25 protein-coding genes are annotated in these 24,591 nt (G+C 59.9%); 12 read left to right on the top strand and 13 right to left on the bottom strand.

The genetic code is table 11. From position 1 onward, the window contains the following. Positions 1 to 235 precede the first annotated feature (235 nt). Positions 236 to 1,540 carry a tyrosine-type recombinase/integrase gene (locus QQJ84_RS15210; protein WP_284259160.1) on the top strand — a complete coding sequence of 435 codons (1,305 nt, stop codon included), beginning with the start codon at positions 236 to 238 and terminating at the stop codon, positions 1,538 to 1,540. A 165-nt stretch (positions 1,541 to 1,705) separates the two neighbouring features. On the opposite strand, the gene QQJ84_RS15205 is transcribed toward QQJ84_RS15210, so the two are convergent. Together QQJ84_RS15205 and QQJ84_RS15200 are read right to left on the bottom strand one after the other, a co-directional pair. Then, on the bottom strand, positions 1,706 to 2,962 hold the full coding sequence (locus QQJ84_RS15205; RefSeq protein ID WP_284259159.1) for a Y-family DNA polymerase: 1,257 nt from the start codon (positions 2,960 to 2,962) through the stop codon (positions 1,706 to 1,708). Between the two features lie 3 nt (positions 2,963 to 2,965). Further along, positions 2,966 to 3,340, bottom strand: coding sequence for a LexA family protein (locus tag QQJ84_RS15200; RefSeq protein WP_284259158.1), 375 nt, complete (start codon positions 3,338 to 3,340; stop codon positions 2,966 to 2,968). 114 nt (positions 3,341 to 3,454) lie between these two features. Between QQJ84_RS15200 and QQJ84_RS15195 the strand changes: the two genes are divergently transcribed. Then, on the top strand, positions 3,455 to 4,120 hold the full coding sequence (locus tag QQJ84_RS15195) for an SOS response-associated peptidase (protein WP_284259157.1): 666 nt from the start codon (positions 3,455 to 3,457) through the stop codon (positions 4,118 to 4,120). A gap of 139 nt (positions 4,121 to 4,259) precedes the next feature. Here QQJ84_RS15195 and QQJ84_RS15190 read toward each other — a convergent pair whose 3' ends face one another. Both QQJ84_RS15190 and QQJ84_RS15185 read right to left on the bottom strand, forming a co-directional pair. Beyond that, the gene (locus QQJ84_RS15190; RefSeq protein ID WP_284259156.1) at positions 4,260 to 4,580 is read right to left on the bottom strand and encodes a hypothetical protein; all 321 of its coding nucleotides are present in this window, start codon (positions 4,578 to 4,580) and stop codon (positions 4,260 to 4,262) included. Between the two features lie 53 nt (positions 4,581 to 4,633). After that, positions 4,634 to 6,469: a DUF262 domain-containing protein gene (locus QQJ84_RS15185; protein ID WP_284259155.1), complete on the bottom strand. Its 1,836-nt coding sequence runs from the start codon at positions 6,467 to 6,469 to the stop codon at positions 4,634 to 4,636. 326 nt (positions 6,470 to 6,795) lie between these two features. On the opposite strand from QQJ84_RS15185, the gene QQJ84_RS15180 reads away from it, so the two are divergent. Both QQJ84_RS15180 and QQJ84_RS15175 read left to right on the top strand, forming a co-directional pair. Then, positions 6,796 to 8,013, top strand: coding sequence for a DUF932 domain-containing protein (locus tag QQJ84_RS15180; protein WP_284259154.1), 1,218 nt, complete (start codon positions 6,796 to 6,798; stop codon positions 8,011 to 8,013). 159 nt (positions 8,014 to 8,172) lie between these two features. Next, positions 8,173 to 10,344, top strand: coding sequence for a ParB/RepB/Spo0J family partition protein (locus tag QQJ84_RS15175; RefSeq protein ID WP_284259153.1), 2,172 nt, complete (start codon positions 8,173 to 8,175; stop codon positions 10,342 to 10,344). Between the two features lie 334 nt (positions 10,345 to 10,678). Here the strand turns inward: QQJ84_RS15175 and QQJ84_RS15170 are convergent, their stop codons facing one another. Beyond that, the gene (locus tag QQJ84_RS15170) at positions 10,679 to 11,074 is read right to left on the bottom strand and encodes a winged helix-turn-helix transcriptional regulator (protein ID WP_284259152.1); all 396 of its coding nucleotides are present in this window, start codon (positions 11,072 to 11,074) and stop codon (positions 10,679 to 10,681) included. A gap of 117 nt (positions 11,075 to 11,191) precedes the next feature. Between QQJ84_RS15170 and QQJ84_RS15165 the strand changes: the two genes are divergently transcribed. Both QQJ84_RS15165 and QQJ84_RS15160 read left to right on the top strand, forming a co-directional pair. Next, positions 11,192 to 11,629 (top strand): nuclear transport factor 2 family protein, encoded by a 438-nt coding sequence (locus QQJ84_RS15165; protein WP_284259151.1) that lies wholly within the window; start codon positions 11,192 to 11,194, stop codon positions 11,627 to 11,629. A 4-nt stretch (positions 11,630 to 11,633) separates the two neighbouring features. Then, positions 11,634 to 12,242 carry an FMN-dependent NADH-azoreductase gene (locus QQJ84_RS15160; RefSeq protein WP_284259150.1) on the top strand — a complete coding sequence of 203 codons (609 nt, stop codon included), beginning with the start codon at positions 11,634 to 11,636 and terminating at the stop codon, positions 12,240 to 12,242. A gap of 309 nt (positions 12,243 to 12,551) precedes the next feature. Here the strand turns inward: QQJ84_RS15160 and QQJ84_RS15155 are convergent, their stop codons facing one another. Together QQJ84_RS15155 and QQJ84_RS15150 are read right to left on the bottom strand one after the other, a co-directional pair. After that, on the bottom strand, positions 12,552 to 12,977 hold the full coding sequence (locus QQJ84_RS15155) for a type II toxin-antitoxin system VapC family toxin (RefSeq protein WP_284259149.1): 426 nt from the start codon (positions 12,975 to 12,977) through the stop codon (positions 12,552 to 12,554). Next, positions 12,974 to 13,216: a type II toxin-antitoxin system Phd/YefM family antitoxin gene (locus QQJ84_RS15150; protein WP_284259148.1), complete on the bottom strand. Its 243-nt coding sequence runs from the start codon at positions 13,214 to 13,216 to the stop codon at positions 12,974 to 12,976. The genes QQJ84_RS15155 and QQJ84_RS15150 overlap by 4 nt, the downstream gene beginning before the upstream one ends. 202 nt (positions 13,217 to 13,418) lie before the next feature. Here QQJ84_RS15150 and QQJ84_RS15145 point away from each other — a divergent pair, with 202 nt between their 5' ends. Together QQJ84_RS15145 and QQJ84_RS15140 are read left to right on the top strand one after the other, a co-directional pair. After that, a complete protein-coding gene (locus tag QQJ84_RS15145) occupies positions 13,419 to 14,588 on the top strand; it encodes a DUF7146 domain-containing protein (protein WP_284259147.1) in 1,170 nt (389 codons plus the stop codon). Between the two features lie 366 nt (positions 14,589 to 14,954). After that, on the top strand, positions 14,955 to 15,893 hold the full coding sequence (locus QQJ84_RS15140; RefSeq protein ID WP_284259146.1) for a DUF2493 domain-containing protein: 939 nt from the start codon (positions 14,955 to 14,957) through the stop codon (positions 15,891 to 15,893). A 24-nt stretch (positions 15,894 to 15,917) separates the two neighbouring features. Here the strand turns inward: QQJ84_RS15140 and QQJ84_RS15135 are convergent, their stop codons facing one another. Both QQJ84_RS15135 and QQJ84_RS15130 read right to left on the bottom strand, forming a co-directional pair. After that, positions 15,918 to 16,166 carry a GDCCVxC domain-containing (seleno)protein gene (locus QQJ84_RS15135; RefSeq protein WP_284259145.1) on the bottom strand — a complete coding sequence of 83 codons (249 nt, stop codon included), beginning with the start codon at positions 16,164 to 16,166 and terminating at the stop codon, positions 15,918 to 15,920. After that, complete coding sequence (locus QQJ84_RS15130) at positions 16,159 to 16,551, bottom strand: mercuric transporter MerT family protein (RefSeq protein WP_284259144.1); 393 nt, start codon at positions 16,549 to 16,551, stop codon at positions 16,159 to 16,161. Before QQJ84_RS15130 ends, QQJ84_RS15135 begins: the two co-directional genes overlap by 8 nt. Positions 16,552 to 16,648: 97 nt before the next feature. Between QQJ84_RS15130 and QQJ84_RS15125 the strand changes: the two genes are divergently transcribed. Both QQJ84_RS15125 and QQJ84_RS15120 read left to right on the top strand, forming a co-directional pair. After that, entirely contained in the window at positions 16,649 to 17,050 is a 402-nt protein-coding gene (locus QQJ84_RS15125; protein ID WP_284259143.1) for a MerR family transcriptional regulator, read from the top strand. 614 nt (positions 17,051 to 17,664) lie between these two features. Further along, positions 17,665 to 17,988 carry a DUF736 domain-containing protein gene (locus QQJ84_RS15120; RefSeq protein ID WP_284259142.1) on the top strand — a complete coding sequence of 108 codons (324 nt, stop codon included), beginning with the start codon at positions 17,665 to 17,667 and terminating at the stop codon, positions 17,986 to 17,988. A 267-nt stretch (positions 17,989 to 18,255) separates the two neighbouring features. On the opposite strand, the gene QQJ84_RS15115 is transcribed toward QQJ84_RS15120, so the two are convergent. After that, positions 18,256 to 20,952 (bottom strand): ankyrin repeat domain-containing protein, encoded by a 2,697-nt coding sequence (locus QQJ84_RS15115; RefSeq protein WP_284259141.1) that lies wholly within the window; start codon positions 20,950 to 20,952, stop codon positions 18,256 to 18,258. A gap of 183 nt (positions 20,953 to 21,135) precedes the next feature. Here QQJ84_RS15115 and QQJ84_RS15110 point away from each other — a divergent pair, with 183 nt between their 5' ends. Together QQJ84_RS15110 and QQJ84_RS15105 are read left to right on the top strand one after the other, a co-directional pair. Then, entirely contained in the window at positions 21,136 to 22,053 is a 918-nt protein-coding gene (locus tag QQJ84_RS15110; RefSeq protein ID WP_284259140.1) for a viperin family antiviral radical SAM protein, read from the top strand. Beyond that, positions 22,050 to 22,295, top strand: coding sequence for a hypothetical protein (locus QQJ84_RS15105; protein ID WP_284259139.1), 246 nt, complete (start codon positions 22,050 to 22,052; stop codon positions 22,293 to 22,295). Before QQJ84_RS15110 ends, QQJ84_RS15105 begins: the two co-directional genes overlap by 4 nt. A 132-nt stretch (positions 22,296 to 22,427) precedes the next feature. Here QQJ84_RS15105 and QQJ84_RS15100 read toward each other — a convergent pair whose 3' ends face one another. The 3 genes from QQJ84_RS15100 to QQJ84_RS15090 are packed head-to-tail and all read right to left on the bottom strand — an operon-like array spanning position 22,428 to position 24,525. After that, the gene (locus QQJ84_RS15100; protein ID WP_284259138.1) at positions 22,428 to 23,090 is read right to left on the bottom strand and encodes a hypothetical protein; all 663 of its coding nucleotides are present in this window, start codon (positions 23,088 to 23,090) and stop codon (positions 22,428 to 22,430) included. Continuing rightward, positions 23,078 to 23,956: a P-loop NTPase family protein gene (locus tag QQJ84_RS15095; protein WP_284259137.1), complete on the bottom strand. Its 879-nt coding sequence runs from the start codon at positions 23,954 to 23,956 to the stop codon at positions 23,078 to 23,080. The genes QQJ84_RS15100 and QQJ84_RS15095 overlap by 13 nt, the downstream gene beginning before the upstream one ends. After that, positions 23,956 to 24,525: a hypothetical protein gene (locus tag QQJ84_RS15090; protein ID WP_284259136.1), complete on the bottom strand. Its 570-nt coding sequence runs from the start codon at positions 24,523 to 24,525 to the stop codon at positions 23,956 to 23,958. The genes QQJ84_RS15095 and QQJ84_RS15090 overlap by 1 nt, the downstream gene beginning before the upstream one ends. Positions 24,526 to 24,591: the final 66 nt, after the last annotated feature.

The raw sequence follows: 24,591 nt of genomic DNA, 5'->3' as shown, positions 1-24,591 counted from the left end.
GCAGCCCGGTAGCTCGTCAGGCTCATAACCTGAAGGTCCCTGGTTCAAATCCAGGTCCCGCAACCAACAAATCAAACTAAATCAATAGCTTAAAGCCACCGCAAGGTGGCTTTTGGCTTATCTACGCCCTAGGGCAGTGTTAGGGTAATTTAACTCGAAATCCCAAACCTGATGGGCTATGGTCGTTGCCTGACTAGATCCTCAACCGCAGCGCAATATGTGCCAAGGGGTCGTCATGCCGACCATCGAGTTGCTGGGCGGAAAGGTCCAGATTTATCAGCGCGGCAATAGCCGCTTCTGGCAGGCGCGGGCGTCTGTCGGCAACAAGCAGCGCCAGTTCAGTACCAAGCAGGAGATTCAGGATCTGGCGGCCAAAGCCGCCGAGACATGGTATTTTAGCCTGCAGGGCAAGAACCAGGCTGGCGTGCTGAATGACCGCCCGACCTTCAAAAAAGCGGCCGATCAGTTCCTCAAGGAATACGGCGTTATCACAGAAGGTGAGCGTTCCGAGAAATGGACCGAGAGCCACGCGATCAGGTTGCGGGTTCATCTGCTCCCGTTCTTTGGCAATTTGCCGCTCGACAAGGTGACGCCCGGTAAGGTGCAGGAATACCGGGTGCACCGGATGACGACCTACGCGGCACCAAACGCGCATTCCAAAAGTCAGCATAAGCCGAAAGCCAAGCCGCCGGCGCGCAGCACCTTGCATGATGAGGTGGTGACGCTGCGCATGGTGCTCAAAACTGCCATCCGGCATGGCTGGCTGGAGCATCTGCCGGACCTGACACCACCCTACCGCACGCAGGGAAAGATTGTGCACCGGCCCTGGTTCAGCCCCGAGGAATATAAGCAGCTTTACGAGGCGGCGCGGGCGAATGCGAAGGCGCCGGAGCGGGCTCATTACAGATGGAATGCCGAGCAGGTTTATGACTTTGTGCTGTTCATGGCGAACACCGGCCTGCGGCCGGACGAAGCCTTCAACCTCCAGCACCGCGACGTCACGATTGCCCAGGACGAAAGCAATAAGCCAGAAATTCTAGAGATCGAGGTTCGCGGCAAGCGCGGTGTTGGTCATTGTAAGAGCATGCCAGGTGCTGTGCGCGTCTATCAGCGGCTACTCGCCCGCGCGAAGCCGGCGCATGGCGAGTCTAGACGCGAGCGGCAACTGCGACGCAGGAGCGGCGGTGAGCCACCGGCGATGCCGGAGCTCGAATATCCGAAGCCAACCGACCGCGTGTTCCCGGGCAATCACATCAAGCTGTTCAATAATTTGCTTGAGCGGGCAGGGCTGAAAATTGATCGCGATGGCAAAGCCAGGACTGCCTATAGTTTGCGCCATACTTATATTTGCATGCGTCTGATGGAAGGTGCGGATATCTATCAGGTCGCGAAGAATTGCCGCACCTCGGTCGAGATGATCGAGAAGCACTACGCCGTCCACCTCAAGAACACGCTCGATGCCGCAGCGATCAACGTAGTGCGAAAGAAGGCTGCGAAGGGGAAGCCGAAAGCAAAAGCTTCCAGCGTGGATGCCGATTAAACGTAAAATGGTAGTTGTGAAAACACAGTGCACAACGCCGCTAATCTGAAGCCGGCCGTAGGGCCGGCCAAGAAGCGATCCGCTCGCCGGATCGCGCCAAAAGCGCACCCTTTGCGGGTGCGCAATCAGGGGCTTGGCCCCGTTAAAATTAGACTCATCGTCTATTCAAAACGCCTTGGCGATCAGCATCTCCTCGGCGCGGGTGGTATAGCGCGGCGAATGCCGCGCTTGGCGCCCGGCCCAGGTTTTGATCATGCCGGTTGCCGCCGGGCGCAACGTTCCGCTGCCAAAACGGGCGTTGACGGCGTCGAGTGCCGCCATGGCGCGGGCAGATTTGACCGCATCTCGGGTGCTGAAAAGCCTGCTTTGCTTCTGGGCGGGCGCAAAATCGCCCAGCATGATACCCGCCTTGAAATACCTGAAATTCGGTCGCCAGATGGTGCGCAGCAGGCGCACCGCCTCGGTGATCAGGGTCAATGTGTCGGCGGTTGGTTCTATTTGTGCGGCGCGGCTGGCGCTGTACCAAGCATCGCCATTATGCGGGTTGGTGTGGGCAAATACCGAGAGGTGGCCAGCTTGCAGCCCGTCGGTCCGTAGCTTCTCGGCGGCGCGGGTGGCGAAAGCGGCCACGGCCTCACGCAACTCGCCCCAGGAGGTAACCAACCGCCCGAACGAACGTGTAACGGCGATGGCCTGGCGCGGTGGCGGCATCAGCGTAAGCGGAATGCAGCTTTGGCCGCGCAATTCGGCCTGCACGCGCGCGCCGGTAACGGTGAGCAGCTCGCGCACCTGTTCGGGCGCCAGCCTCACGAAATCGGCGATGCTGGTGATGCCTAGTTTGTTGAGTTTTTCAGCGGTCTTGCCGCCGATGCCCCAAACCATGCTGAGCGGTGATTGCGCGTAGCAGGTGGCGCGAGTTGCGGGGTCGCGCAAATCGCATACGCCGTGGAGGGTATAATCATCCTTGGCGATGCGGTTGGCGAGTTTGGCGATGGTTTTGGTGGGGCCGATGCCGACACAGGTGGGGATTTTGGCGAGGCGGCGGACATCATCACGCAGGCGGCGGCAGAAATTTTCCAAATCGGGCAGGCCAGTGAGGTCGAGGAACATCTCGTCGATGCTGTAGGGTTCCACCTGCGGTACGCGGGCGGCCAAAACCTCGTACATGCGTCGGCTCATATCGCCGTAGAGCGGGTAATTGCTGGAGCGCCACTCGACTTGTTTGCACGCGGGCCGGCGCAAAGCGAGGTGCCAGGGCTCGCCCATCTTGATGCCGAGTGCCTTGGCCTCAGTGGTGCGGGCGATGGCGCAGCCGTCATTATTGCTCAGCACCACCAGGGGCACGCCGCGCAGTTCGGGCGCGAAGGCGCGCTCGGCGGAGCAGTAAAAGCTGTTGCCGTCGATTAAGGCGAATACCGGCATGGCTTAGACTTGCGTGCGGATGAGGCCGGTGACCACGGCCCAGATCTCGGCGTCGTCCCCCGCGACTGCGATGGGGGCGGTGCCTTCGACGCCGGAGGCCAGCCACCATTGCTGCTGGCGATAGGCGAGTTGGCCGACCAGCACCGCGCCGTTAAGCATCACCACCGCGACCTTGCCGTGGGCTGGGGGCGAGGCGGCATCGGCGATTAAAATATCGCCCGCGAAAATGCCGCGTGAGGCGAGGGCATCCCCCGCCACGCGCACCGGGTAGCGGCTGGGGCGTGAGAGGTCGAGCATGGCGGCGAGGTCGATCCGGCCTTCGAGGTTGTCTCCGGCAGGGGAGGCAAAGCCGGTGGTATTGCCCCCGTTGTAGTTCATGCGCCGACTCCGTTTGCCCAATGTAGGGATTGGAACATATAGTGAACATGCGCTGCCAGCAAGCTGAAAAGACTCAATGTTTATAAACTGGGCAGGGCGCGGTAGGCTCTGTGTATGTGCGGGCGTTTTGTCAGTACCACGCCACCGGAGGCGATCGCCCGGATGGTCAAGGCGGTGAACCCGGTGCCAAACGTTGCGCCGAGTTGGAATATTGCGCCCAGCCAGCAGGCCATGGCGGTGCGGCGTCACCCCAAGACCGGGGAGCGGCATCTCGATCTGCTGACCTGGGGCTTTGTGCCGCACTGGGCGGATGACCTGAAGACCGAGCGCAAACCGATCAATGCGCGCGCTGAGACGGTGGCAACGTCACCGATGTTCCGAGCTGCTTTTGCCCATAACCGCTGCCTGGTGCCGGCGGATGCTTATTACGAGTGGCAGATGACGACGGACGGCAAGCAGCCCTTCGCCTTTGCCCGCCAGGATGGTGCGCCGATGATGTTGGCCGGGTTGTGGGATGTCTGGCAGGGGGCGGGAGGTGCGAGGCTGCGCAGCTTTACCCTCATCACGACCAGCGCCAACGAAATCGCCCGGCCGATCCATGGCCGGATGCCGGTGATCGTGGAGGCTGGGGATTGGCCGTTGTGGCTGGGTGATGAAGAAGGGGATCCAGGCGAGTTGTTGCAGCCCGCAGGCGATGAAGTTCTCAAAGCCTGGCCCGTCAGCTGCCGGGTGAACAGCCCGGCGAATGACGACGTGCAGCTGGTGGAGGAAAGGTGGTGAGGTCTGGATTTGGTTAAGACGGGCCGGTTGCCACCTGTCTTGCGCCCCTTGGGTTGCGCGTAGGAGGGAGACTTGCTCCCCTTCTACGTCTTAGGCGTCTTGTCGCGAAGCGGAACGATGATTTCATAGAAACAGAAGTTCACCGTTTCTGCGCTGAATAGCCATATTTTTTGAGACGTTCAGAGGCCTTCTTGATTTCATCGTCGGTAAATAATTCTCGCCACTCCGGTTCTTCGATCACGACCGCTTCCACTGTCAGGTCAAGCCTGTTACGTTCATACAATGCGGTATAACCGACTGATGGTTTCAAGGCGCTGATGAGCGTCTTTGCCGTTAGCAATCCGCCATTTCTTGTAATCATGTCGTAAAAAATACTGGCCGTATAATTAGCTTGCTCCTTTGCATTTTTGTAAATCTCAAACATTCTTGCTGTAAAACGCTGCTCCAGACTCTTCGACATTTTTCTGGTCTCCCGTTGTTGAAAACCTTATCCAGCCCCTCGTTCGGCTTACGTCAAACCTCAATCGGTGCAGTGCGCCAGATTTCCTTGGCCAAAGTAATCATCAGTTCATGCCTCTTCTCGATAGATGCGGCATTCCATTCGGGAAAAGCCCCCAGCATTTCATTGATGCGGGTTATGGATGTATTCTGCCCGGCTTCGATTAGTTGCGGCAGGCTGCGTGTCAGGTAGTTCCCGCTCTTTTCGTACTCGACCTTTTTGATGTCATAGAAGTCGTTGCCCGCAACAATGTTGAGAGGCTTTTCTAGTAGAGTCAGATTGCCTAGTCGACTTTTATAGTCGTCATATTCTGCCGAAGGGTTTTGCTCGGCCCAGGTTGCCCGCAACTCGGGTTTGGGGGTATTCGGAAGGATGTGCTCGATTTCCAATCTGGTGTACGGCTCAAGGCTGTTTGGGTCCTTCAAGCCTTTGAAGGCCATATCGACATGTTGCGTTAGCTTCGCCAGAAAATAGCGGGTCCGGTATTGTTGCATTGAGTAGAATGACATGCGCTTGAGCGCGTCACTTAGTTCTGGAGTCTTGTCCTCGATGCTTTTCTTGAAGCGATCCGTAACAAACGCATTGAGCTTCAATTTCTGTTCCGTTGCATCTGTAACATCGCCGATCGTGCGAAGCTCATCAGCCCATAGAGAGAAGTTCCGTTCCAGATCCTTAGTCGGTGTCTTCGTAAAAATATAACAGAACAGGAAGCTCTCCATTTGCGCCACGAGATGGTCAAAAAGCGGTTTTGGAAAATTCGCCGCAGCCAGAAGCAGGACGTAATGCAGGCTGAAAGCGCCGCCGGTTAGACGGTTGAGGCTTTCCATTGTCAGATTGGATTTGCCGTCATTGCCTTGCCTGTTAGCGAAGGCAAGATAGTGTTCGACGTTGCGGATAATTTTTCGCACAAACTCAAAAGGCTTATTGGCGTAATCGCACAGAGCAGCATTGCCCTTTTCGACGAGCCAGTCATAAATCTCATCCTCGCGCACGACGGCGTCGTTGCGGTTGTTTTTGATGACATAGTTTGCCATCAAGAAATAACGGAGGAACCGGAGCGGCTTTTCATTTTGCTTCTCAAGCGGCTTAGTGATTTTTTTCCACTCATCCTTGAGCTGGGTGAATTTTTCCTGTTTGACTTGCGTAAAGAGCAGGTTCTTGAGTAAGTCCATCGGGTTCAATCCGACGCCGCGTTCGTTGATGGTTTCAAAGATTTTAAGCGCGCTGCTTACATCTGTCGAAATCTGGATGAAGACGACGTTGCTCGCCAGATGCCCAAGATATTTTCTGAGCTTCGCCTCAACGTCGTAATTTTCCTGGAGATAGCGATGAAGCGTATCATAAGCATTTACGAGATTTTCTAGTGAACCGAAGCTCGCAATATTCGCCGCCTGAATGCGGGCACGAACGGTCTGCGGTTCCGCATCTAGTTCCACGATCTTCGCCATAATCTCGCCGGCATTCTCGTAGCGCGGTTCCAGCTTGAGGCTATGCTTTATCAGCCCGTCATTGGCGATGTAGTTCTTGGAAATCAGGTCGCCGATTGCCTTGCGCTGTTCGTCCCCCTTAAAAACATGCTTCAAAGCGCAAAGCAGAAGGAAGAACGTGGTCAGGCGCTGCTGGCCGTCGATCACGTCGAAATGGTTCTTGTCGGGGGTCGGCGAGACCAGGATCGTGCCTATAAAATATTCCCGTGCCGAGTCCGCCTCAAACTGCTCGTTGATGTCTTCAAGCAACTGCTGGACTTCCTTGTCCGTCCAGACATATTCGCGCTGATAATCGGGGACGATGTAGAAATTTTCGGTAAAAGCCTCGACGATACTGTAGCGGTGGTTCTCAATCCGGGCCAAGGCCTTCCTCCTGCGGTTATCTTAATGCCGTTCCAAAAACCACGGACCCGAGTCAGTATGCCCGATCATGCCATGGCGGGCTAGCAGGGAAAAGTGACACTGAAATAAATGCTGCGTGCTCGGGGTGTAGCAGACCCCCTCGTTCACCCTTGATTACAATATCCGCTATCGGCAGATCCGCCCCCCTGAACGTCCCCGATGGGTGCGTTGCTGCCAACAACCGCGGCGACTCGGTACCGTGCTCGAGAGTGAGAGTTGGGTGGGCCGCTTCATGACAGGTTTTGGTCCGGAGGAGAGGCTTCCGGCGCCTGTCATGGAGAAGTGCCATGGATATCAATGCGTCTGCCGCGGTGGCGGTTGTGGGGGCGAATGCTGGTCGGGCTGGGTCGGCGGGTTTTAAGGTCGATGTCAGCCGGGGTGAGCGGCTGGGGCGGGTGTCGTCGGAATGGTTTTCGCGGCCCGATGATGAGCGGTTTCTGTCACTGCCGGAGTTGTATGAGGCGGTGCGCGCCCGGGCCGACCGGGCTGAGGCGCGAACCGTGGAGAGCCGGGCGATTCGGGTTGAAGCTCGGCGGGATGATGGTGAGCGGCTGGCGCTCATTGTGCCGGGACAAGAGCGGCCAGTGGCGCCGACCCATTGGAGTTTTGGGCAGCTTTGCGGGCTGGTGGGTGCACCGGCCGGGTATTTGCGTGAGTTGCCCGCGCCGCTGGCGGGGATCAATCTGCAGCACGGGCTGCTCAACCACCGCGCCGAGCTGGTAAAGACCCTGGAGACCGATGATGGGCGGGTGGAACTGCGCGCCGTGACCGGCCCGGATTACGGGCGCATCTGGGACCATGAGTTGGTCGCGGCGGTGATGCGGATCGCCGGCAACGGTACGGGTGACACGAATTGGAAGGTGCCGGGCGTGCTGGACTGGGCGACCATGACGCACAACCCGTATGTGGATGTGACGAAGAAGACGACCACGCTCTATGCCAGCGACCGGGACGTGTTTTTGTTCCTGGTCGATGACACGCACCCGATCGAGGCGGGGCGCTTGCCCAATGGTGAACCCGATCTGTATTTTCGGGGGTTCTATTGCTGGAATTCCGAGGTTGGCTCGAAGACCTTGGGTATCGCGTCGTTTTATCTGCGCGCGGTGTGCGCCAACAGGAACATCTGGGGTGCCGAGGATTTCCAGGAGATCAGTATCCGGCACAGCAAATTCGCGACGCAGCGGTTTGCGCATGAGGCTGCACCGGCGCTACGGCGATTTGCCAACTCCTCGCCGGCGCCATTCGTGGCGGGGATCAAGGCGGCGCGGGAACAGATTGTCGCGCGCCAGGATGATGAGCGCGAGAGCTTCCTGCGCAAACGCGGCTTCAGCAAGGGCGAGACAGCGAAGATTATCGCCACCGTGCTGGAGGAGGAAGGTCATCCGCCCGAGAGCGTGTTCGATTTCGTGCAGGGCATCACCGCGTTGGCGCGCTCGCGCCCACATCAGGATGCCAGGCTGGAGTTGGAGGGCAAAGCGAAGATGCTGCTGGAGCGGGCGGCGTAACGGGCGCGTTATTCTTTGTGTTGATGTTTGCCGTGGGCCGGTTTTGGTCCACGGCATTTTTTATGGGGCGGGGCAGAGAGGCAGAGGGCGGCTGGGAATTTCTTGACGGGTGACAGGCCAGGAGAGTGGCTCCGGGCCGCCCGTCATGGAGTTTTCCCCATGGCCAAAACTATTCAGAAAATCACGCTCAGCGCCTCGCGCGATATCCCGTTTGATCGGCTGGTGCTGTCGCAATCCAATGTCCGGCGGGTGAAGGCCGGCGTGTCGATCGAGGAGCTTGCGGCGGATATCGCGCGGCGCACGCTGCTGCAAAGCATCACGGTGCGCCCGGTGCTGGATGAGGCGGGTGCCGAGACCGGAACGTTCGAAATCCCCGCCGGTGGGCGGCGCTACCGGGCGCTGGAATTGCTGGTGCGGCAAAAGCGCCTCGCCAAGACCGCGCCGATTCCCTGCGTCGTCCGCACCGAAGGCATCGCCGAGGAGGACAGCCTGGCGGAAAATGTGCAACGCGCGCCGCTGCATCCGCTGGATCAGTTCCGGGCGTTTCAGGCGCTGCGCGAGAAGGGCCAGAGCGAGGAGGAGATCGCGGCGGTGTTTTTTGTCGCAGTCTCGGTGGTGAAGCAGCGGCTGCGGCTGGCTGCCGTCTCGACCCGGCTGCTGGAGGTCTATGCCGAGGACGAGATGACACTCGAGCAGTTGATGGCGTTTTCAGTCAGCCCCGACCATGAGCGCCAGGAGCAGGTGTGGGAGGCGCTACAGCGTTCCTACAATAAGGAGCCATACCAGATCCGCCGAATGTTGACCGAAGGCGCGGTGCGCGCCTCGGACAAGCGGGCGCAATATGCCGGTGAGGACTATGTGGCGGCGGGCGGTGCCATCATGCGCGATTTGTTTCAGCAGGATGATGGCGGTTGGTTGCAGGATGCCGGATTGCTGGCGCGCGTGGTGGCGGAAAAGTTGGAGCGCGATGCCGATGCGCTCCGCGCCGAAGGGTGGAAATGGGTCGAAGCCGCGACCGAGTTCCCGTATGGCCACAGTTACGGCCTACGCAGGATTCCTGGAGCCCGCCGCCAGCTAACTGAGCAGGAGATCGTCCAGGTTGAGGCGCTGCGCGCCGAGGCTGAGCAACTCGAGGAAGAAGCCGCGGCGGCGGACGAGGTCTCCGATGATGCCGATGCCCGCCTCGCGGAAATCGAAGCGGAGATTAACGCGCTGACCCAGCGCCCGCCGGTCTATGACCCTGCCGAGATTGCCATGGCGGGGGTGTTTGTCAGCATCGACGGCAATGGCGCGCTGCGGGTGGAACGCGGCTATGTCCGCCCCGAGGATGAGCCGACGGTGGTTGAGGAAGCCGATGAGGCGGCTTTGGCAGGTGAGGGTAGTGGTGCCGCAGACGATGATAGCGATCCCGCCATGCCGGAAAGCCGCATCATCGCCGCGCATGTCGGTGATGCGGCCGAACCGGAGGTCGAGGAGGAAGATGGCATCAAGCCCTTGCCTGACCGGCTGCTGACCGAGCTGACCGCGTATCGCACGCTGGCGCTGCGCGAGGCGTTGGGCAACGAGCCCGGTACTGCTTACCTCGCCCTGCTGCACGCGCTGTGCCTGCGGCTATTCTACCGCTACGGTGCCGAATCCTGCCTGGAGATTGAGGTGAAGAGCGTGATGTTCGGCGCGCAGGCGTCAGGCCTGGCTGACACGCCCTTGGCGGCACGGGTTGACGCGCGGCACGAGGCTTGGGCAGCGCAATTGCCGGAGGATACCAGCCAATTGTGGGATGTTCTGGCGGCATTCGACAGCGACAGCCGCGAGGCGTTATTCGCCCATTGCGTGGCGCTGACGCTGAACGCCACGCATGATGTCTATAACCGGCGGCCCCGGGCGTTGGCGCATGCCGGGCGACTGGCGGAAATTTTGACGCTTGATCTGGCCGCTGCGGGGTGGGCGCCGAATGTGGACAATTACCTTGGCCGGGTAACGAAAGCGCGCATTCTGGAATCCGTACGCGAAGCCAAAGGAGAGCGGGCAGCGCAGCGTCTGGAAAACCTCAAGAAGGACACCATGGCCGAGGCCGCCGCGCAGGCGCTGGCGGGCTCTGGGTGGCTACCCGAGGTGCTGCGGACTGTGGGGGTTAGAACCTTCGTTAAGCAAGATGACGAAGCTGATGGAACGGATTCGCAAGGGGCAACAGTAGACCAAGCTGCAAAGGAAGCTGAAGCCGAGACGCTGCCGGTGGTCGAAGACGTCATGGGCGACGAATCACGCGTTGGTCCCCGGCAACCAGCCGAAGGTGCCATGCTTACCGATTCAGCATTTTTGGCGGCGGAATAAAACTCTCGATCACCCCAGGCGGTGTACGCCTCCTGGGCTGATAATGCCTATACAGGAGCCGGACCCGGGATGGGTTCGGCTTCTTTTTGTGGTGGGCGGCTTCAAAGCGGCGTGTGTCTCTGTTGGGTAAATCTGAGGCCGTCGGCTTTCGGGCGCCTCACCGGGAAACCAGACATACAGCCGACAGCCGAAGCAGATCGTCAGCCAGCGGCCCATTTTCTGGCGGAAAGCCTATTTATTTTTTCTCCTGAATTTTAAAGGCTAATTCTCTCGCAAAGAATGCTGCGCGGCCCTTTTGGGCTGGATGTTTCCGCTTCCCTTGTGATGTCAGAAGCTATCTCAAATCGTATTTTGATTGCGTCGCTCTGACCTGCTCCCAGTTTGCCTTGGCCCAATCGACCAGCCCTTGTGTGGGGCGCAGCAGACTCGTTCCCAGGTCTGTCATCTCATATTCGACGCGGGGCGGCACCTCGGGAAACACCTCGCGGATCACCATCCCATCACGTTCGAGATTTTTCAGGGTCGTGGACAGCATCCGCTGGGAAATCCCCGGAACCGCACGTTCGAGTTCAGAAAACCGGGCGCGCCCACCGAGAAGGTCAAGCGAAAGGATAACGAAGATCGTCCATTTATCGCCGATCTTCGTCAGCAGTTCCCGGACGGCCATTGGGTCAGAGCTTCTACAGATCGCTGCAGCGTCCAGAGGAATGACTTTGCTCGACTTCTTCATAACTTACCTCGGTGTTAGCGACTGACATCAAAGTGCCTTCTTCTTTGAAATCAGCTTCCGATTTATATGTAGCTCTCCTCTAGTAAGCAACCTTGCACAGCGCATGGAGAGTTCAGAATGCCTACACCGAAATACGCTGCCTACGCGCCCGCCGCCCCTTACTTCGATTTAGTAAGAGGGGCGCTCGGCGACCTGGTCGATGGCGAGCACTTTTTTGACATTATCACCGATGACACCATCTACGAGGTTCTTTACGATGTTCCTGGCTGGCCCCGTATAACCCGAGGTCGTTCCGATCTGATGGCCGCGTTCAAGGGCTATGTTAACAATATCGCACTTCAGTCGGCCGACCAGTTGATCGTCCACAAGACGGACGACGGCCATGTCGTCGTCATCGAATACGAGGTCCACGGGACGATCCTCGCCACCGACGTAAAATACAACAACCGGTTTTGCTCAATCATCAAGCTTGACCGCCGGAAGATCGCGCATTGGCGAGACTACATGGACTCGCTCGCGGCTTGGAACGCCTTGACGACGCAGAAGCGGAGTTAATACCATGAAGCAAATCCTGATGATTGACGTGAGCCCACGGGGAAAGGACTCGGCCAGCCGAGCCGTCGCGGAGACGCTCGTCGCGCGGCTTACTGTGCTCTATCCCTCAGCCCGGCTCATACGCCGCGACCTGGCCGCTGAGCCTCTGCCACATCTAGACGGGATCACGCTCCGGGCCATCACGACAAGGGACCCAGTGGAGGCAGAACAATTGCAGGCAGCGGCCCGCCAGTCGGATCAACTGACGGGAGAGCTTCTGGACTCCGATCTTCTAGTGATCGCTGCACCGATGTGGAATTTTGGCGTTCCCTCCGCGCTTAAGGCTTGGATCGACCTGGTCGTGCGGCCGGGCAGAACTTTCCGATACGCCGCTGGCGAGGTTCTCGGTCTGGCGAAGGACAAGAAAGCCATCCTAGTTTTGGCTTCGGGCGGCGTTTTTACAGAAGGCCCATGGCGTCCGTGGGACTTTGTTGAGCCTTATCTGCGGCAAATCCTGGGTTTCATAGGCATTGTGGATGTGCAGACCGTTCGAGTTGAGGGGATGAATATTCCTGAGTTGGCTATCAGCGCCGTGCCAAAGGCGAACAAAGTTGTTGAGGAGCTTGCCCTGTAGAGACTGTTCCCGAGCAAGGGGGTTGGCCGACTTGCAGCCCCATGCGCCATTTTCGGCTTTTTGTTCCAGGGCGTCATAATTAAGCCCTTCTTTCCAGGGGCGGTATCCGATGGCTATGTTGTCTCGATGCGCATGCCCCGAATTTGAACTCGCCAGCCGCCGCTGCAGGAAAGCCAGCCGCCGAAAATCCGTGCCAGGGAACGGCTACTTTCTGGACCAGCGAGCCTGTTCCCCTATGACTGGGTAGGATCGGCAGCAGAAAATCGAAGCAAGGTGCAGCATTTCATTTAGGGTGTCGACGCAGTCTTATCACATCAGCATCGTTTTCACGCCCAGTGCTGCGCCGGCATCGCCGAGGCGGCGGTCCAACGTACACAGCGTGGCGCCGTGATCCGCGCAGATGGCGAGATGCAAAGCATCGCCCGCGCTTAAGCCCAGCGTGTATTGATCCGCGAAGCGGGCGGCGGCGCGGAATTGCATCCCGCTGACCGGGAGGTGCCGGAAGGTTTCGGCCGCCAATTGTGTGAACATGGCCAGGGCATCGGCACGGTGCGCCGGTTGCAACTGGCCGGTGCGCAGTTTGATCGACAAGGCCGAAGAGAATTCGGTGACCACCCAGTCGCTGATGGCGAGGTCTCCGGCTTGTTGTGCGGCCAGCCAGGCCTGCATGCGCTCGGTCTCGGCTTCATTGGTCAGGGCGGCGACTAGTAACGACGTGTCGAGATACAGGCTCAATAGCGCGCCTCATCGCGCATCTTGCGGATGGCCTCGCGCGCGGGCTCTGCCTGCTTGGGCATGGCGGCGGTCGCGGCGCGCAGGGCATCGAGACTGACCGGTTTGCGCGGCGTATCGGCGGAGACAATCTGTGCCACCGGCTTGCCCCGGCGGGTGATTCCCACAGCCTCCCCGGCGGCGGCCCGTTCGACCAGCTCGCTTAGATGCGCCTTAGCGTCGGCGAGGTTAACGCTGTTCATGGGATGCTCCTGACCAATTAGATGGTCATGTATAGCATGAAGCCCAGCCGAGTGGAAGATTTTCGAGGGGTGCGGTGGCCAGGCGCACTTCCGATTCGGAAGATAGCGCGTGGGCAGGGTGGAACGATAGGCTGCGCTGTTCGGCCCAACGCCGAATGCGAACCTGAATTGATGGGCAATCTGTAGCGATGGAGGGGCAACGATGCCCAAGCAGGATTTTTCTATGACGGCGGCGGCGCTGGCGCAGATGCTGGCCCGGCAGGCCGAGGCGGTGTGCCGGCATTATCTGCCCGCCGGGCGGCGTGAAGGGCGTTATTGGCTGGTGGGAGATGTTCATAACACGCCAGGGCGGTCTTTGTTTGTGCGGCTCAGCGGCGGCGGCATGGGCAAGGGTGCGGCGGGGCGCTGGCAGGATGCCGCCGAGGGCACGCATGGCGATTTGCTGGACTTGATCCGCGAGCGCTGCGGCTTGCTCGAGTTCCGGGACGTGGCCGAGGAGGCGCGGCAGTTTTTGGGGCTGGCGGCGGATGATCATGCTGGCGGCGACAAGCACAGTCACCATCAACCTCACAGCCATGTGCCGAGTTTACCGGGCGCCTGTGCCGTCCCCGGGCCGCAGGCGGATGATGGCGGTGATGCAGCGCCTGACGCCGCCCAGGCCCAGCGCGCCGCACGGCGTTTGTTCGGCATGGCGCAGCCCCTCTCGGGCACTCTTGCTGAAACCTATCTGCACCGGCGCGGCATTGCGGCGGCGGCACTTACTGACATTGGCGCGTTACGGTTCCATCCACGCTGTTACTACCGCGCGACTCCCGATTCACCGCCAGAACCCTGGCCCGCTTTGATCGCGGCGGTGACGGACTTCGAGGGCACCATCACGGGCGTCCAACGCACCTGGCTTGATCCTGACGGGTTTGATCCCCTCGATCCCATCCGGCTGGGCAAAGCACCGCTGGCAGTTCCACGTCGGGCGCTGGGGCTATTGCTTGGCCATGCCGTGCGGTTCGGTCCTACCACGGGCAATGATGTTCTTGCTGCCGGGGAGGGTATCGAGACCATGCTGTCGCTGCGCTGTGTGCTGCCCGCCATGAAGATGGCGGCCGCACTTTCGGCCGGGCATCTCGCCACTCACCTGCTCCCCGCTGGGCTGCGGCGGCTTTATATCGCCCGTGACGCCGATGCGGCTGGTGACCGCGCCGTGGCAAGTTTGACCGGACGCGCAATTGCCGCCGGGGTCGAGGCGATCACGCTCTCGCCCCGCCTTGGCGATTTCAACGATGACCTCCGCGTGCTTGGCCTCGCCGAATTGCGGGCACATCTGCGGGTCCAATTGGCGCCAGAGGATGCCGTCCGCTTCATGGCGTGCGGCTGAGATTTTACGCAGCGGATTGGCGAGTGACGGCCCGCCAACGCCGGGATTATCGCCACCGCCGGGCACTTCATGCCCCTTTCTGCCGGGCGGCCGCGCCGCCGGCCTTCCGAGAGGGCGCTCTGTGCCGCGTGCGGCGGCGGCCCGCAATGGCGGCGGGGCCGCTATTTTCCGCCGCCCCGGGGCATGATCGGCAACATTGATCATGCCATGCGATGCCCGGGGCTTTGCAGCGCGAAGCAAAATAGCGGCCCCGCCGCCATCCTCCGCTGCGCTCCGGCGCGATGCGTGCGGGCCGCCACCGCCCACGGCCTGGATCGCCATGGAAGGCCGCGATGGGCGCGGGCTTCCGGCAAACAGGAGCATCCCATGACCCGCGACGATGACGACACCGGCTATGAGCCACCCCACGCGTCTTCACCCACCGCGCATATTCTCAGTGAACTGCAACTCTACGGCTACCACCCCGGCCAGGATGAGCCCGACCCAAGGCCCTTGCCCGAAGCGCCGCTGATCGCGGGCGCCGTTGCCGATATCTTCGATGCCTTTGCCGCCACCCTGACGGACACGCGACTGGAGCCTGATCTCGAGGAACTGCTCTGGGCGACGGTCAATCTATTCCACCGCGCCGTAGGCCGGATTGAACGGGCGCTCGACGATAACGAGCAGGCGCAAAAACGCAGCCAGAAAGAACAGGATGGCTCCGAGATACGCTCAGTCGAGCTCGAACGCCTCACGGCGGAGGGGCAGACACTGCTGGAACGGCGCGACTGCCTGGAATTCTTCCGCGACCAGGCCGCCGAGCAATTCGAGCGCCAAACACGTTCAGCCTGGCGCCCGCGCTCGGGCTCGATGGTCAATCACCGGGTGCTGACCGCTTCTCTCATCGACAGCCGCGATTTTATCGCCGCCAAGCGCAGGGCGGACACCGAGCCGCTGCTGCCATCTGGCCCCAAAATCGCCTTCACGGGCGGGATGGAGTTCAACGACCACATGCTGATCTGGGACAAGCTCGACAAGGTGCATGCCAAGCACCCGGACATGGTGCTGCTGCATGGTGGCAGCCCGAAGGGCGCTGAGCGCATCGCCGCCGCCTGGGCGGATGCGCGCAAGGTCACGCAGATTGCCTACAAGCCCGATTGGGCACGGCATGCGAAGGCGGCACCGTTCAAGCGTAATGACGCACTGTTGGAGGCGTTGCCAATCGGCGTCATGGTTTTCCCGGGCACCGGCATCCAGGAGAACTTGGCGGACAAATCCAAGAAGCTCGGCATTCCGGTGTGGAGCTTTTGGAGTGGGGGCGCATAGTTCCCACAACGCTGAGGCGCCGCTTTAACCGGCAGCACCGCGCGCAGGCGGGCAGCACCCGCCTTTGCCGCCTTCGGCCTGGATGGGTGGGCATGGAATGCTGCCGAAGGAGCAAAAAACGCAGCAATCCCCCGGCTTTGGCCGCAACAGGGTGCCGCATCCCTTACACTCGTAAAAATACTGGCAGGCATTGGTCGGCATCGTCTCGACCGCCTGGAAGCCGCAATGCGGGCAGGTGATGGCCGATTCCAAGATCACGGATGCCTCACGCATAGAGATAGCCGATCACCAGCAGCACCAGCCCGGCGATGAGGCCGATGGTTGTCAGGCCACGAATCAGTGGCTTGGAACAGAGTGAGCCGGTTGCGCAAACACCAGCCGGCTGACGCCGCCATAGCAAGCCAGCCCCCGCGATGAGGCACAGCGCCGCCAGGGTGAGCAACAGCGGCCGGTGGGGTGCCGCGAGCAGCGCAACGCCCCCCAACCATGCCGTGCTAAACCCCGCCGTCGCCAACAGGAATGGAAGGCCGCAGCATGAGGCCACGCCAAACGCGGCGGCGAGGCCGCTCAGGGTCAACAGCGCCGCGCTGGTGTCGCGCATGGGACGATTGGGCCGGGCTGGCCCGGTAGGTCTGGGTTCGGTTGGGTCTGGCGGCATGTCACGGGTTCCTTGCGGTGGGCGCCATCGCCTCGTAACATCTGTAGTTACTACAGACTCAAGCCCTGAATTGAGGTGGCCGATGAACCGAGATGCCATGAGCCACGATGACATGCCGATTGGAGAGTTCTCGCGCCGCACGGGCTGCGCGATTGAGACGATCCGGTTTTACGAAAAGATTTGCATTCTGCCGAAACCGCGCAGGCGTGGGCGGTACCGGCTATACCAGACCGCCGATATTGGCCGCCTTGTCTTCGTGCGGCGCGCGCGGGAGCTGGGGTTTACCCTGGATGAGGTGCGTGAATTGCTGCGTCTGTCTGGTGCCGGAGCAGAAGCATGCGGGGAAGTGCGGGAACTCGCCGCCGCGCATTTGAACGATGTGCGGGCACGGATTGCCGATTTGAAGGCCATGGAGCGCGTGCTGGCGGATGCTGTAAAGCGTTGCGCTGCGGGTGCCGATGCGGCCTGCCCGCTGATCGAGACGCTTTCCGCGGTATGATACTCGCCCCGCCCGGCATCACCGGGCGGAATTCATCGCGGTGTTTGTCCCGGTTTGTTTTCGGACCGGGACGTAAAAGATATTCGCCTCGTGCGGTATTGTCGTGGATTGGCATAGTCAGGTGCGAATTTCGATTCATCGCCTGGCCAGAATGATCGGTCCACGGCGAAGCTCATGACCATGTGCCGGCCAATCCGCTTTGTCCATTGATGTGAGGGCTGGGCTGGTGTCGGAGCTACCGGTTATATGCAGCATGATGACGCGGTGGCGTCTGCAAGACAGGTTGCACTCATATGCCATGGACGATGCCGCTTTGATGAAAGCCCCGAGTGTCGTCAGACATCTCCTGGCTGCCTGCCCCAAGCCGCGCCACGCGGCCTCTCCGTGGCTGATCTGACCGAAGGACGATCGCCTTCCTGCAATGGCGGCATCTGACTTTTTTCCCCGGCAGCGCTGCTGCCTCCTCGCGGACGCTGCGCTCCAAAAAAGCCAGAAGCCGCCATCCTCCGCTGACGCTACGGCCGCAGGCGGTGCAGGCCGATCGTGCCCCCGGTCAATAGATCGCCATCGAGGCTGCGATGGTCGCGGGCTCGAAACAGCATAGGAGAATTGACATGGCTAACATTGGAACCTTCAAGAAAGCCGGCAACGAAATCCACGGCGAGATTGTGACCTTAAGCGTGCAGACGAAGAATGTGCGTATCGTGCCTGAAACGAACCGTAGCAACGACAACGCACCCAGCCATCGTATATTCTGTGGACGCGCAGAGCTCGGTGCTGGCTGGTCTAAGCGTTCTGCCGAAGGGCGCGATTATATCTCGGTCAAGCTGGATGATCCGAGCTTCAGCGCACCGATCTACGCCAATCTCTTCGACGATGAAAGCGGTGAGGGCTACACCCTGATCTGGTCCCGCAGCCGCAAGCAAAGCGGGGAGTAACAACCGCGATGAACCCCGCCCGGCGATGCCGGGCGGGATTTGTTATGAACAATTGGCGGGAGCTTTTGGGAATGTCGATGTCAGCAGGAACATAGATTCAAAAGAAATCTCGCAGCTTTTTGAAAAAAGCTGCACCAAAAACTTTGGAATCAAAAACATACCCATAATCTGCCGTCAAGCATACAACAACGTGAAAGCCCGGCGTTCAGTTTTGTGCCATGTCGAATATGAACGTGGCAAAGACGCGCGCCTCAAAGCGAACGATCATCATTCTAAATTGGGTGTCCGCTTGTGCAGGGCGTTCTCCAAAATGACAGCAATCTGCTCCAACTCTCTTGTCGTCGCGCATGTCGCCCCTGACCGAGAACATTCATCGGCAAGTACCTCAAATGCTTTGGGCTCTCCGATCAGAGTTTCCGCCAGCTCGAGTGGCGTCATTTCATAAGCATCGCGATGCCAGGCAAGCTCGGGAGCATGGTCTACAAGACGCTTTACGGCATGTGCATTTCCGGACCAAGTGGCCGTGTGCAGTGGGGAGCGATTGTCGACTGTCAGCAGATCAGTGCGGCAATGATGATCGAGTAGGGCGTCCACGCAGGTGGAGACACGTGATTTGATTACCGCATGCAATGCGCCAAGCCCTCTATAATCTTGTTTGTCCGGGTCAGCCCCCTTTGCCAACAGCAACCGCACCAGTTCGGTGTTGCCCTCCTCGGCCATCAACATCAGCGGGGTTTGGGCTTTGAAATCCGGCCAATTCAGCTGGTCAGCGGGTCCGTATTGAATGAGCAGGCCAAGGTACTCATTCCAAGCCTTCAAAAGATCGGGGCGCATGGATTGTAAATCGGCAGCTACCTTGGAGAGATTTTTGATGATAAACATAAGGAATGAATTGCCCTCGACATCCGGGAATGGCGAGGCCAAGCGCTTCTTGTTTACCTGTATCCATTGCACAAAGCCGTCCCGGTCTCCCTGGATAAGGAATTTCAGAAACGGTTCGCCAAGCTCCCTTGTCTCTTTCTCTGACCGCGGCCGCCGTATCTCGATGTCCGGATAAGGTTTGTACAGCGTGTCCCAGAAATAGCCGGAGATGGAGCGGGCCGCACCTTCTATCGTTGGCATTGTTCCCGGAGGAAAAATGTCCCCTCGCAGCATGTCTCGGAAATAGGGCTCATGGTTGCCCTGAATAAGCCGTCGATCGGCAAGCTCAAGAGCGAAGCAGTCCCGGGCGATTTCACCTCGCATCCGCCCAAACGAACGCTCTTTGCATGCGGCTCGCGCCGCCTGGAAAAACTTGAGCGCGCCGTCAAAATCATTCTGCGCCAGGAGATGTTTTGCCTTATATTGCAGAATGATCGCACTCCAGGTCTCGTAGCCCGGGCTATCCGCAGCTTGTTGAAGAAGTTCCTGCACGCGGTCTTTGGTTTCCTTCGTACGAAGCTGACGCTCGTTGTTCAGGTGGCGGTGAAGCTCAACCACAATGGCATGCATTTTTTCCTCAGGCGTCTGGGCAAGTTCGTGAAAGCGGACAATGGATGCCCGCAAAATGCGTTCGCTTAAGTTCTTGCTCGAGGCGATCTCGGTGACGACGCCAAAGCGGGTCTCAGCTTGCAGCTTCGGCCATGGGGCGCCTGCTTTGAGACCTGCGGTTAATTCACCAGCAGCGGTCGACACCTCCGTGATCGCCTCCATACGACGGACATTGCGCACCAGAATATCGAGGTTGCCTTGCTCGTCTGTGGGCCAAAGATCCTCCAGCGGAGCGCCGGCGGGCTCTTCTGCAAAATGACGATTCAGGATCTGGCTCAGCAGAAAAATGCCGCCTTCCTCAGCGGAAGGCTGAATTGAAGGCAACGGACCGCACGCAAGCTGAGGCGGCAAGTGCTCCTCGAACCATGTCGCCTCGACATCCGCGCCGTTACCACCATGGTGCCGCCAAGCATCGACGGTGAGGTTGTAGACAAACTTATAGAGGTTGAAGGCCTGCAATAGCTTGTTCTGCTTCTGATCGGCGCAAGTCCGCTCGACGCCAGGGCAGAGGACTTCAAGTAAGCGGACATAGCCATTCTGTGCTGCCCGGGCGATGCGCAGATACTGGCGGATGGTGTGCGGTAAGGGAGGCGCATAGCGATCTGCAAGCAGGTTTACAAAGTGTTCCTGTTCTTCGGCACTTGCCTGCCCCTGCAGGACGGCCTCCAGACGGCCCAGCGCGGTCATAGGAATTTCGTCCCGCAAACGCTCAGCGGTCAGCTGTTTGCTGCTTACGAAAGCGAGTGCGGCGGCGAATTTTTCTTTTGGCGTTGCCTGCTCGGCAACAGAAAAGGCACCTTTGAATTCAAGCTTCGCCTTGTCAGAAAAATATTTTTTGAGCGTTGACCACTCCGGCGTCGTGTCCTTACGCCACCCATAGAGAGTACGTCGAAGACCTTCATGCCTCCCATTGGTCGCATCCCAACGCTGGTCGGCGAATTTCTCAAGGGGTATTCCGAGTAGGTCCAACAGCCAATCTACGACTTGCGCGACAGGGAGGTACAGGCTGGTTTCCCCGCCCCGTTCCCGAGGTTCGGGAAGGTACCAAAAGCGTCCGCCTGGCATATTCCGGTCCATGCGGCAGTCAGTGGTCCACCAGGCGATGTGGCGCGCCAGACCGGGAATGTAAAAATAGCCCAGCAGCATCCACAGCACTTGGCGCTGATCCGCGTCAAACGTCCACGTGCCGAGTTCCAGCGCCTTGTAGGCGTTGGCGAAGGTTTGGAAGTTGCGCCCGGCGCTGACCCTTGCCGCATCGTCCAGTTCCAACGCGTCAAAAATAGCCGTCACCACCTCCCGGCCTATTTCGAAGTGCTTTTCGAGGCTGGCCTCGCCGGTTGCGAACTTGTTCTTCTTGTTTGTCTGGAAGCTGGTGCCCCCCAGGCTCTGGAGAACTTCCAGGAGTATGGCTTCGGTTGATGGCAAGGTCGTCATGGTGCCTCTCTATGGTTGCGATGCCTTCGATCTGCGCCTTTGCGGCCATTCTGACACTGCAATCTCTCGTACCCCCCTGTCGCGCGTCGTTCCAGAGCCCTGGAGAAGGGGGGGACGGCAGATTTCGTATGATCTGCTCCGCTAACGGGCTTTGTACGGGTTCCACCTTTCGGAGCCCAACCCATGCACACGAACACAACACTGGTCATCAACTGGCATCTCACCGAGGCATGCAATTATAGTTGCCGCTACTGCTATGCTAAATGGGACGAGGCCGCTTCGTCCCGCGAGTTAATCCGCGATCCTGAGAAAACCGAAGCACTCTTGGCGGAGCTGTACCGCTTCTTCGCGCCCGGCAATGCCGGGAACCCGCTCCGGGGCATGATGCGGTGGAAGAACGTCCGCCTCAATCTGGCGGGTGGCGAACCGCTTCTGCATCACCGGAGACTGCCTGAGGTCATCCGAGAGGCACGGGCGCTTGGATTCGAGGCTTCGTTAATCACGAACGCCAGTCGCTTGACGGGTGAGATGGTCGCCGGGCTGGCGCCGCACCTCACGTGGCTGGGGATCAGCCTCGATTCCGCCTCTGCCACGACAAATCGGGCGATCGGCCGCGCTAATCGTCACGGCAATCTGCTCGACCTTGAGACGCTGGCTGAGGTGCTGGATGCCGCGCGGTGCGTACATCCGCAGTTGAAGCTCAAGCTCAACACGGTGGTGAACAAGCTGAACGCGGACGAGGATTTAAGCCCCTTGATTACACGCTTGGCCCCTGACAAGTGGAAGGTGCTGCGCATGTTGCCGATGGTGACTAATGAGTTGGCCGTCTCGGACGAGGATTTCAATGGCTTCGTCGCGCGGCATCAGCACTTCGCCACCATCCTCTGCGCGGAAGACAATCAGGAGATGCGTGACTCGTATCTGATGGTCGATCCTTGCGGCCGGTTCTTTCAGAATGGGCAGCAGGAGGTGGGCCAGGGGTACATATATAGCCAGCCGATTACGGAGGTCGGGGCAGCCAAAGCTTTCGGAGACATCTCGTTCGACCCCGACCGGTTCTGCGCTCGCTACCCTCTGTCTGCGAAGGGAGCCTCTAAATGAAATACTCCACGGATAAGGACATGGATAATTTCATCAGGAAGCTTTTGCGGGAGGGCTGGAGCTATCAGAGAGGGCGTAAGCACGGGCGCCTAGTTGCCCCAGATGGCAAATCCTTCGTAACGATAGCAGGGTCGCCTGGTGATTACCGGAGTTTTGAAAATTTTCGTCGAGATGTGAAAAAAATTGTCAAGAATAGTAGCCTCTATGCGGCACGCTCCTCGATGGGCTTGTCACCGGCTTGATGAGGTAATGCAGGTCGATGGGCTGAATGCTTGGTGCAATGCTACCGGTGTGGAGACCCACCCTTTCGGTTTCAGCCAGTTCCCGCCAAAACTGGTCAGGTTTACCTGTCGGAAAGTTAGGCTTCTGGTGAGCTATTTACCGGCGAGTGCGGGTCCTGCTGGTGATATCGGGTCGGTCCAGACCGGCATGAAGCAGTAATGCCGGCCGTCGGCGTCTTGCTGCATGGATTTGCGGCAGGTGGCCATGGCGGTGGCGCCGTCATTATCCTGCATCAACTGCCCCCAGGCGATTGCCTCGGCCGGACCGGCTTTCATCGCCATGGAGATCAGATGACTGGCTGTCTCGCCCTGGAAGCGCCCGGCATTCAGCCCGGCGGCATAGGTGAACAAGCTGGGCACCAGAATGGCCAGCGCTAATGCCAGACCCAGGGCCACGATGCTGCGGACGCGCAGGGTAATGATTTTCTGCCGCATGGTGCGGTCGGCGGCATTGGCTAGTTGCGGGGCGAGCTGTTTGACGATGTCCATGCCCGAAGCATGCACCCGGTCGATGGCTTCATTCGCGATGGCGCCGGTTTGGGTTTTGAGGGTGTTGGCAATGTCGAGCTGGGTCGCCTCGCTGGCCTGGTAGAGGTCACTCAGCGCGCCGACACACATGGCCAGGGCCTGCAACTGTTCCGCCAGAGGGTCGCTTTTCAGGGCGGCGGCAGCGGCGGCGCGGCGCAGGACCATCTGGGCGTCGGCGATCTGCTCGTGCAGGGTCTCACGGCGGGAGGTGGGGCTTATGGGATCCATGATCTGATCCCGGCGAAGCGGCGGTCCATGGCGTCCAGCCAGACTCGCACCCGGGCGGCGTCAAACAGACCGAGCGGCGGATTGATGGTGCCGTCGCGCGCGGCGGCAAAACTGCATTGCCGGCTTTCGACGGCCTCGGCGGCGTGCAGCCGGGGCATCCAGAGCTTCACGCAGTCGGCGGCCAAACTGCCATAAGCGTTGGAGGCTGTGAGTCGCGCAAAGGCGCGCTCTCGGGTTGAGCCGGGTTCAATGCCGTATTCATTGAGCACCAGGGCTTGGGCGGTTGGCGTGAAGCCGCGCGCCGCCAAAGTGAGGGCGGGGAGGAGATCTTCGGGCTGCGGGCCGGTGAGGTGGAGAATCACCGGCGCCATGCCGGCAGCCTCGATATGGGTGGCCAGGCCCGGCATCTCGGCGGCGAGGGAGCGCAGGGTGGTGTCGCCGCCGCCCAGGTCGATAAGGGCGGATTGCCGTTCGGTGATGCAATATTCGATCAACCCCTGCAGCCAGATGGCGACCCCGGCGGGGTTGTCGGTGTCCGGCCGAGCGACATCGGCGAAATAGGCGGAGAAGGTAGCGTTGCTGGGGTCGACATCGGCCAGGATCGGCTTGCCGCTATTGCGGATGGAGGTTTCGGTCAGCCAGCGGAGCAGGGTGGTTTTGCCGGTTTTGCCGCGCCCGGCGGCAAAGATGATTTTGGCCCGGCCGGTAAGGTCGATGCCCTTCTCGATGTCGGGTTCTGGCTCCTTGGGCGGCGCCAGGCTGATGATGTCGGCGCGCGGGCCGGTGAATTTTATGGCGCTGGGGCGATAGGGCGTGGCGCCCGATGGCTTGGTTGGTGGTGGCGTTTGCGGTTTGTCTTCGGGCATCAGCGTGGCTCCTTGGGTTCAGGTGGGCCGAATGTCTGGCGGTGGCTGCGGGCGATGTCAGCCGGGGTGGATTCGCTTGGCGTGGATGATGATTCCGGGATGCGGAATGAGGCGGGCTTGAAGCGGGGAGCCGCGGCAACCGCTGGCGGCGGAGGCACGTTGGGCGCAGATGGCGGATTTGGCGGCAGGTCCGTTTGAGCAACCGCACCGGGAGGTATGGCAGTTTGGGCCATTGGCTGTGCTTCGGGTTTTGGCTGCCGTTGTCGATAGCCTTTGAGGGGCATCAGCGCTCGTGACAGCTCGCTGCGTAGCCTCTTGTCGGTCCAGGGCGTACCGGTTCGATAAGTGATGCCGACCTTGGTCAGTGCTGCACCGACCGCGGCCCAGGACCATTCGCCATGCACAAGCGAACGCAGCAGCTCATGATGCTGACGCAGCCATGGGCGCATAATATCGCCATGCCGCCAGAGCGGGCGGAAGATTTCAGCCAGGGCTTCAATGTCGGCATCAGTTGGTCTGCGCTTAAGCGACATGAACAGTCTTTCAAAAATAGCGGCGGGGAGTTTCACTATTTTTTACGCTGCGTGCAATCTTCCGAATCGGAAGTAGGAGACGGTGGATTGCTCAATCGCTGG

It is taken from the genome of Acidocella aquatica, assembly GCF_030160635.1.
Classification (GTDB): domain Bacteria; phylum Pseudomonadota; class Alphaproteobacteria; order Acetobacterales; family Acetobacteraceae; genus Acidocella; species Acidocella aquatica.
Note: the sequence above shows the minus strand (reverse complement) of the source record. Positions and strands in the feature narration are given on the sequence as shown.

Excerpts from the sequence above, each read along its gene's own strand:
- QQJ84_RS15210 (WP_284259160.1), top strand. The coding sequence starts at position 236 with ATGCCGACCATCGAGTTGCTGGGCGGAAAGGTCCAGATTTATCAGCGC.
- QQJ84_RS15205 (WP_284259159.1), bottom strand. The coding sequence starts at position 2,962 with ATGCCGGTATTCGCCTTAATCGACGGCAACAGCTTTTACTGCTCCGCC.
- QQJ84_RS15200 (WP_284259158.1), bottom strand. The coding sequence starts at position 3,340 with ATGAACTACAACGGGGGCAATACCACCGGCTTTGCCTCCCCTGCCGGA.
- QQJ84_RS15195 (WP_284259157.1), top strand. The coding sequence starts at position 3,455 with ATGTGCGGGCGTTTTGTCAGTACCACGCCACCGGAGGCGATCGCCCGG.
- QQJ84_RS15190 (WP_284259156.1), bottom strand. The coding sequence starts at position 4,580 with ATGTCGAAGAGTCTGGAGCAGCGTTTTACAGCAAGAATGTTTGAGATT.
- QQJ84_RS15180 (WP_284259154.1), top strand. The coding sequence starts at position 6,796 with ATGGATATCAATGCGTCTGCCGCGGTGGCGGTTGTGGGGGCGAATGCT.
- QQJ84_RS15175 (WP_284259153.1), top strand. The coding sequence starts at position 8,173 with ATGGCCAAAACTATTCAGAAAATCACGCTCAGCGCCTCGCGCGATATC.
- QQJ84_RS15170 (WP_284259152.1), bottom strand. The coding sequence starts at position 11,074 with ATGAAGAAGTCGAGCAAAGTCATTCCTCTGGACGCTGCAGCGATCTGT.
- QQJ84_RS15165 (WP_284259151.1), top strand. The coding sequence starts at position 11,192 with ATGCCTACACCGAAATACGCTGCCTACGCGCCCGCCGCCCCTTACTTC.
- QQJ84_RS15160 (WP_284259150.1), top strand. The coding sequence starts at position 11,634 with ATGAAGCAAATCCTGATGATTGACGTGAGCCCACGGGGAAAGGACTCG.
- QQJ84_RS15150 (WP_284259148.1), bottom strand. The coding sequence starts at position 13,216 with ATGAACAGCGTTAACCTCGCCGACGCTAAGGCGCATCTAAGCGAGCTG.
- QQJ84_RS15145 (WP_284259147.1), top strand. The coding sequence starts at position 13,419 with ATGCCCAAGCAGGATTTTTCTATGACGGCGGCGGCGCTGGCGCAGATG.
- QQJ84_RS15140 (WP_284259146.1), top strand. The coding sequence starts at position 14,955 with ATGACCCGCGACGATGACGACACCGGCTATGAGCCACCCCACGCGTCT.
- QQJ84_RS15135 (WP_284259145.1), bottom strand. The coding sequence starts at position 16,166 with ATGCGTGAGGCATCCGTGATCTTGGAATCGGCCATCACCTGCCCGCAT.
- QQJ84_RS15130 (WP_284259144.1), bottom strand. The coding sequence starts at position 16,551 with ATGCCGCCAGACCCAACCGAACCCAGACCTACCGGGCCAGCCCGGCCC.
- QQJ84_RS15125 (WP_284259143.1), top strand. The coding sequence starts at position 16,649 with ATGAGCCACGATGACATGCCGATTGGAGAGTTCTCGCGCCGCACGGGC.
- QQJ84_RS15120 (WP_284259142.1), top strand. The coding sequence starts at position 17,665 with ATGGCTAACATTGGAACCTTCAAGAAAGCCGGCAACGAAATCCACGGC.
- QQJ84_RS15115 (WP_284259141.1), bottom strand. The coding sequence starts at position 20,952 with ATGACGACCTTGCCATCAACCGAAGCCATACTCCTGGAAGTTCTCCAG.
- QQJ84_RS15110 (WP_284259140.1), top strand. The coding sequence starts at position 21,136 with ATGCACACGAACACAACACTGGTCATCAACTGGCATCTCACCGAGGCA.
- QQJ84_RS15105 (WP_284259139.1), top strand. The coding sequence starts at position 22,050 with ATGAAATACTCCACGGATAAGGACATGGATAATTTCATCAGGAAGCTT.
- QQJ84_RS15100 (WP_284259138.1), bottom strand. The coding sequence starts at position 23,090 with ATGGATCCCATAAGCCCCACCTCCCGCCGTGAGACCCTGCACGAGCAG.
- QQJ84_RS15095 (WP_284259137.1), bottom strand. The coding sequence starts at position 23,956 with ATGCCCGAAGACAAACCGCAAACGCCACCACCAACCAAGCCATCGGGC.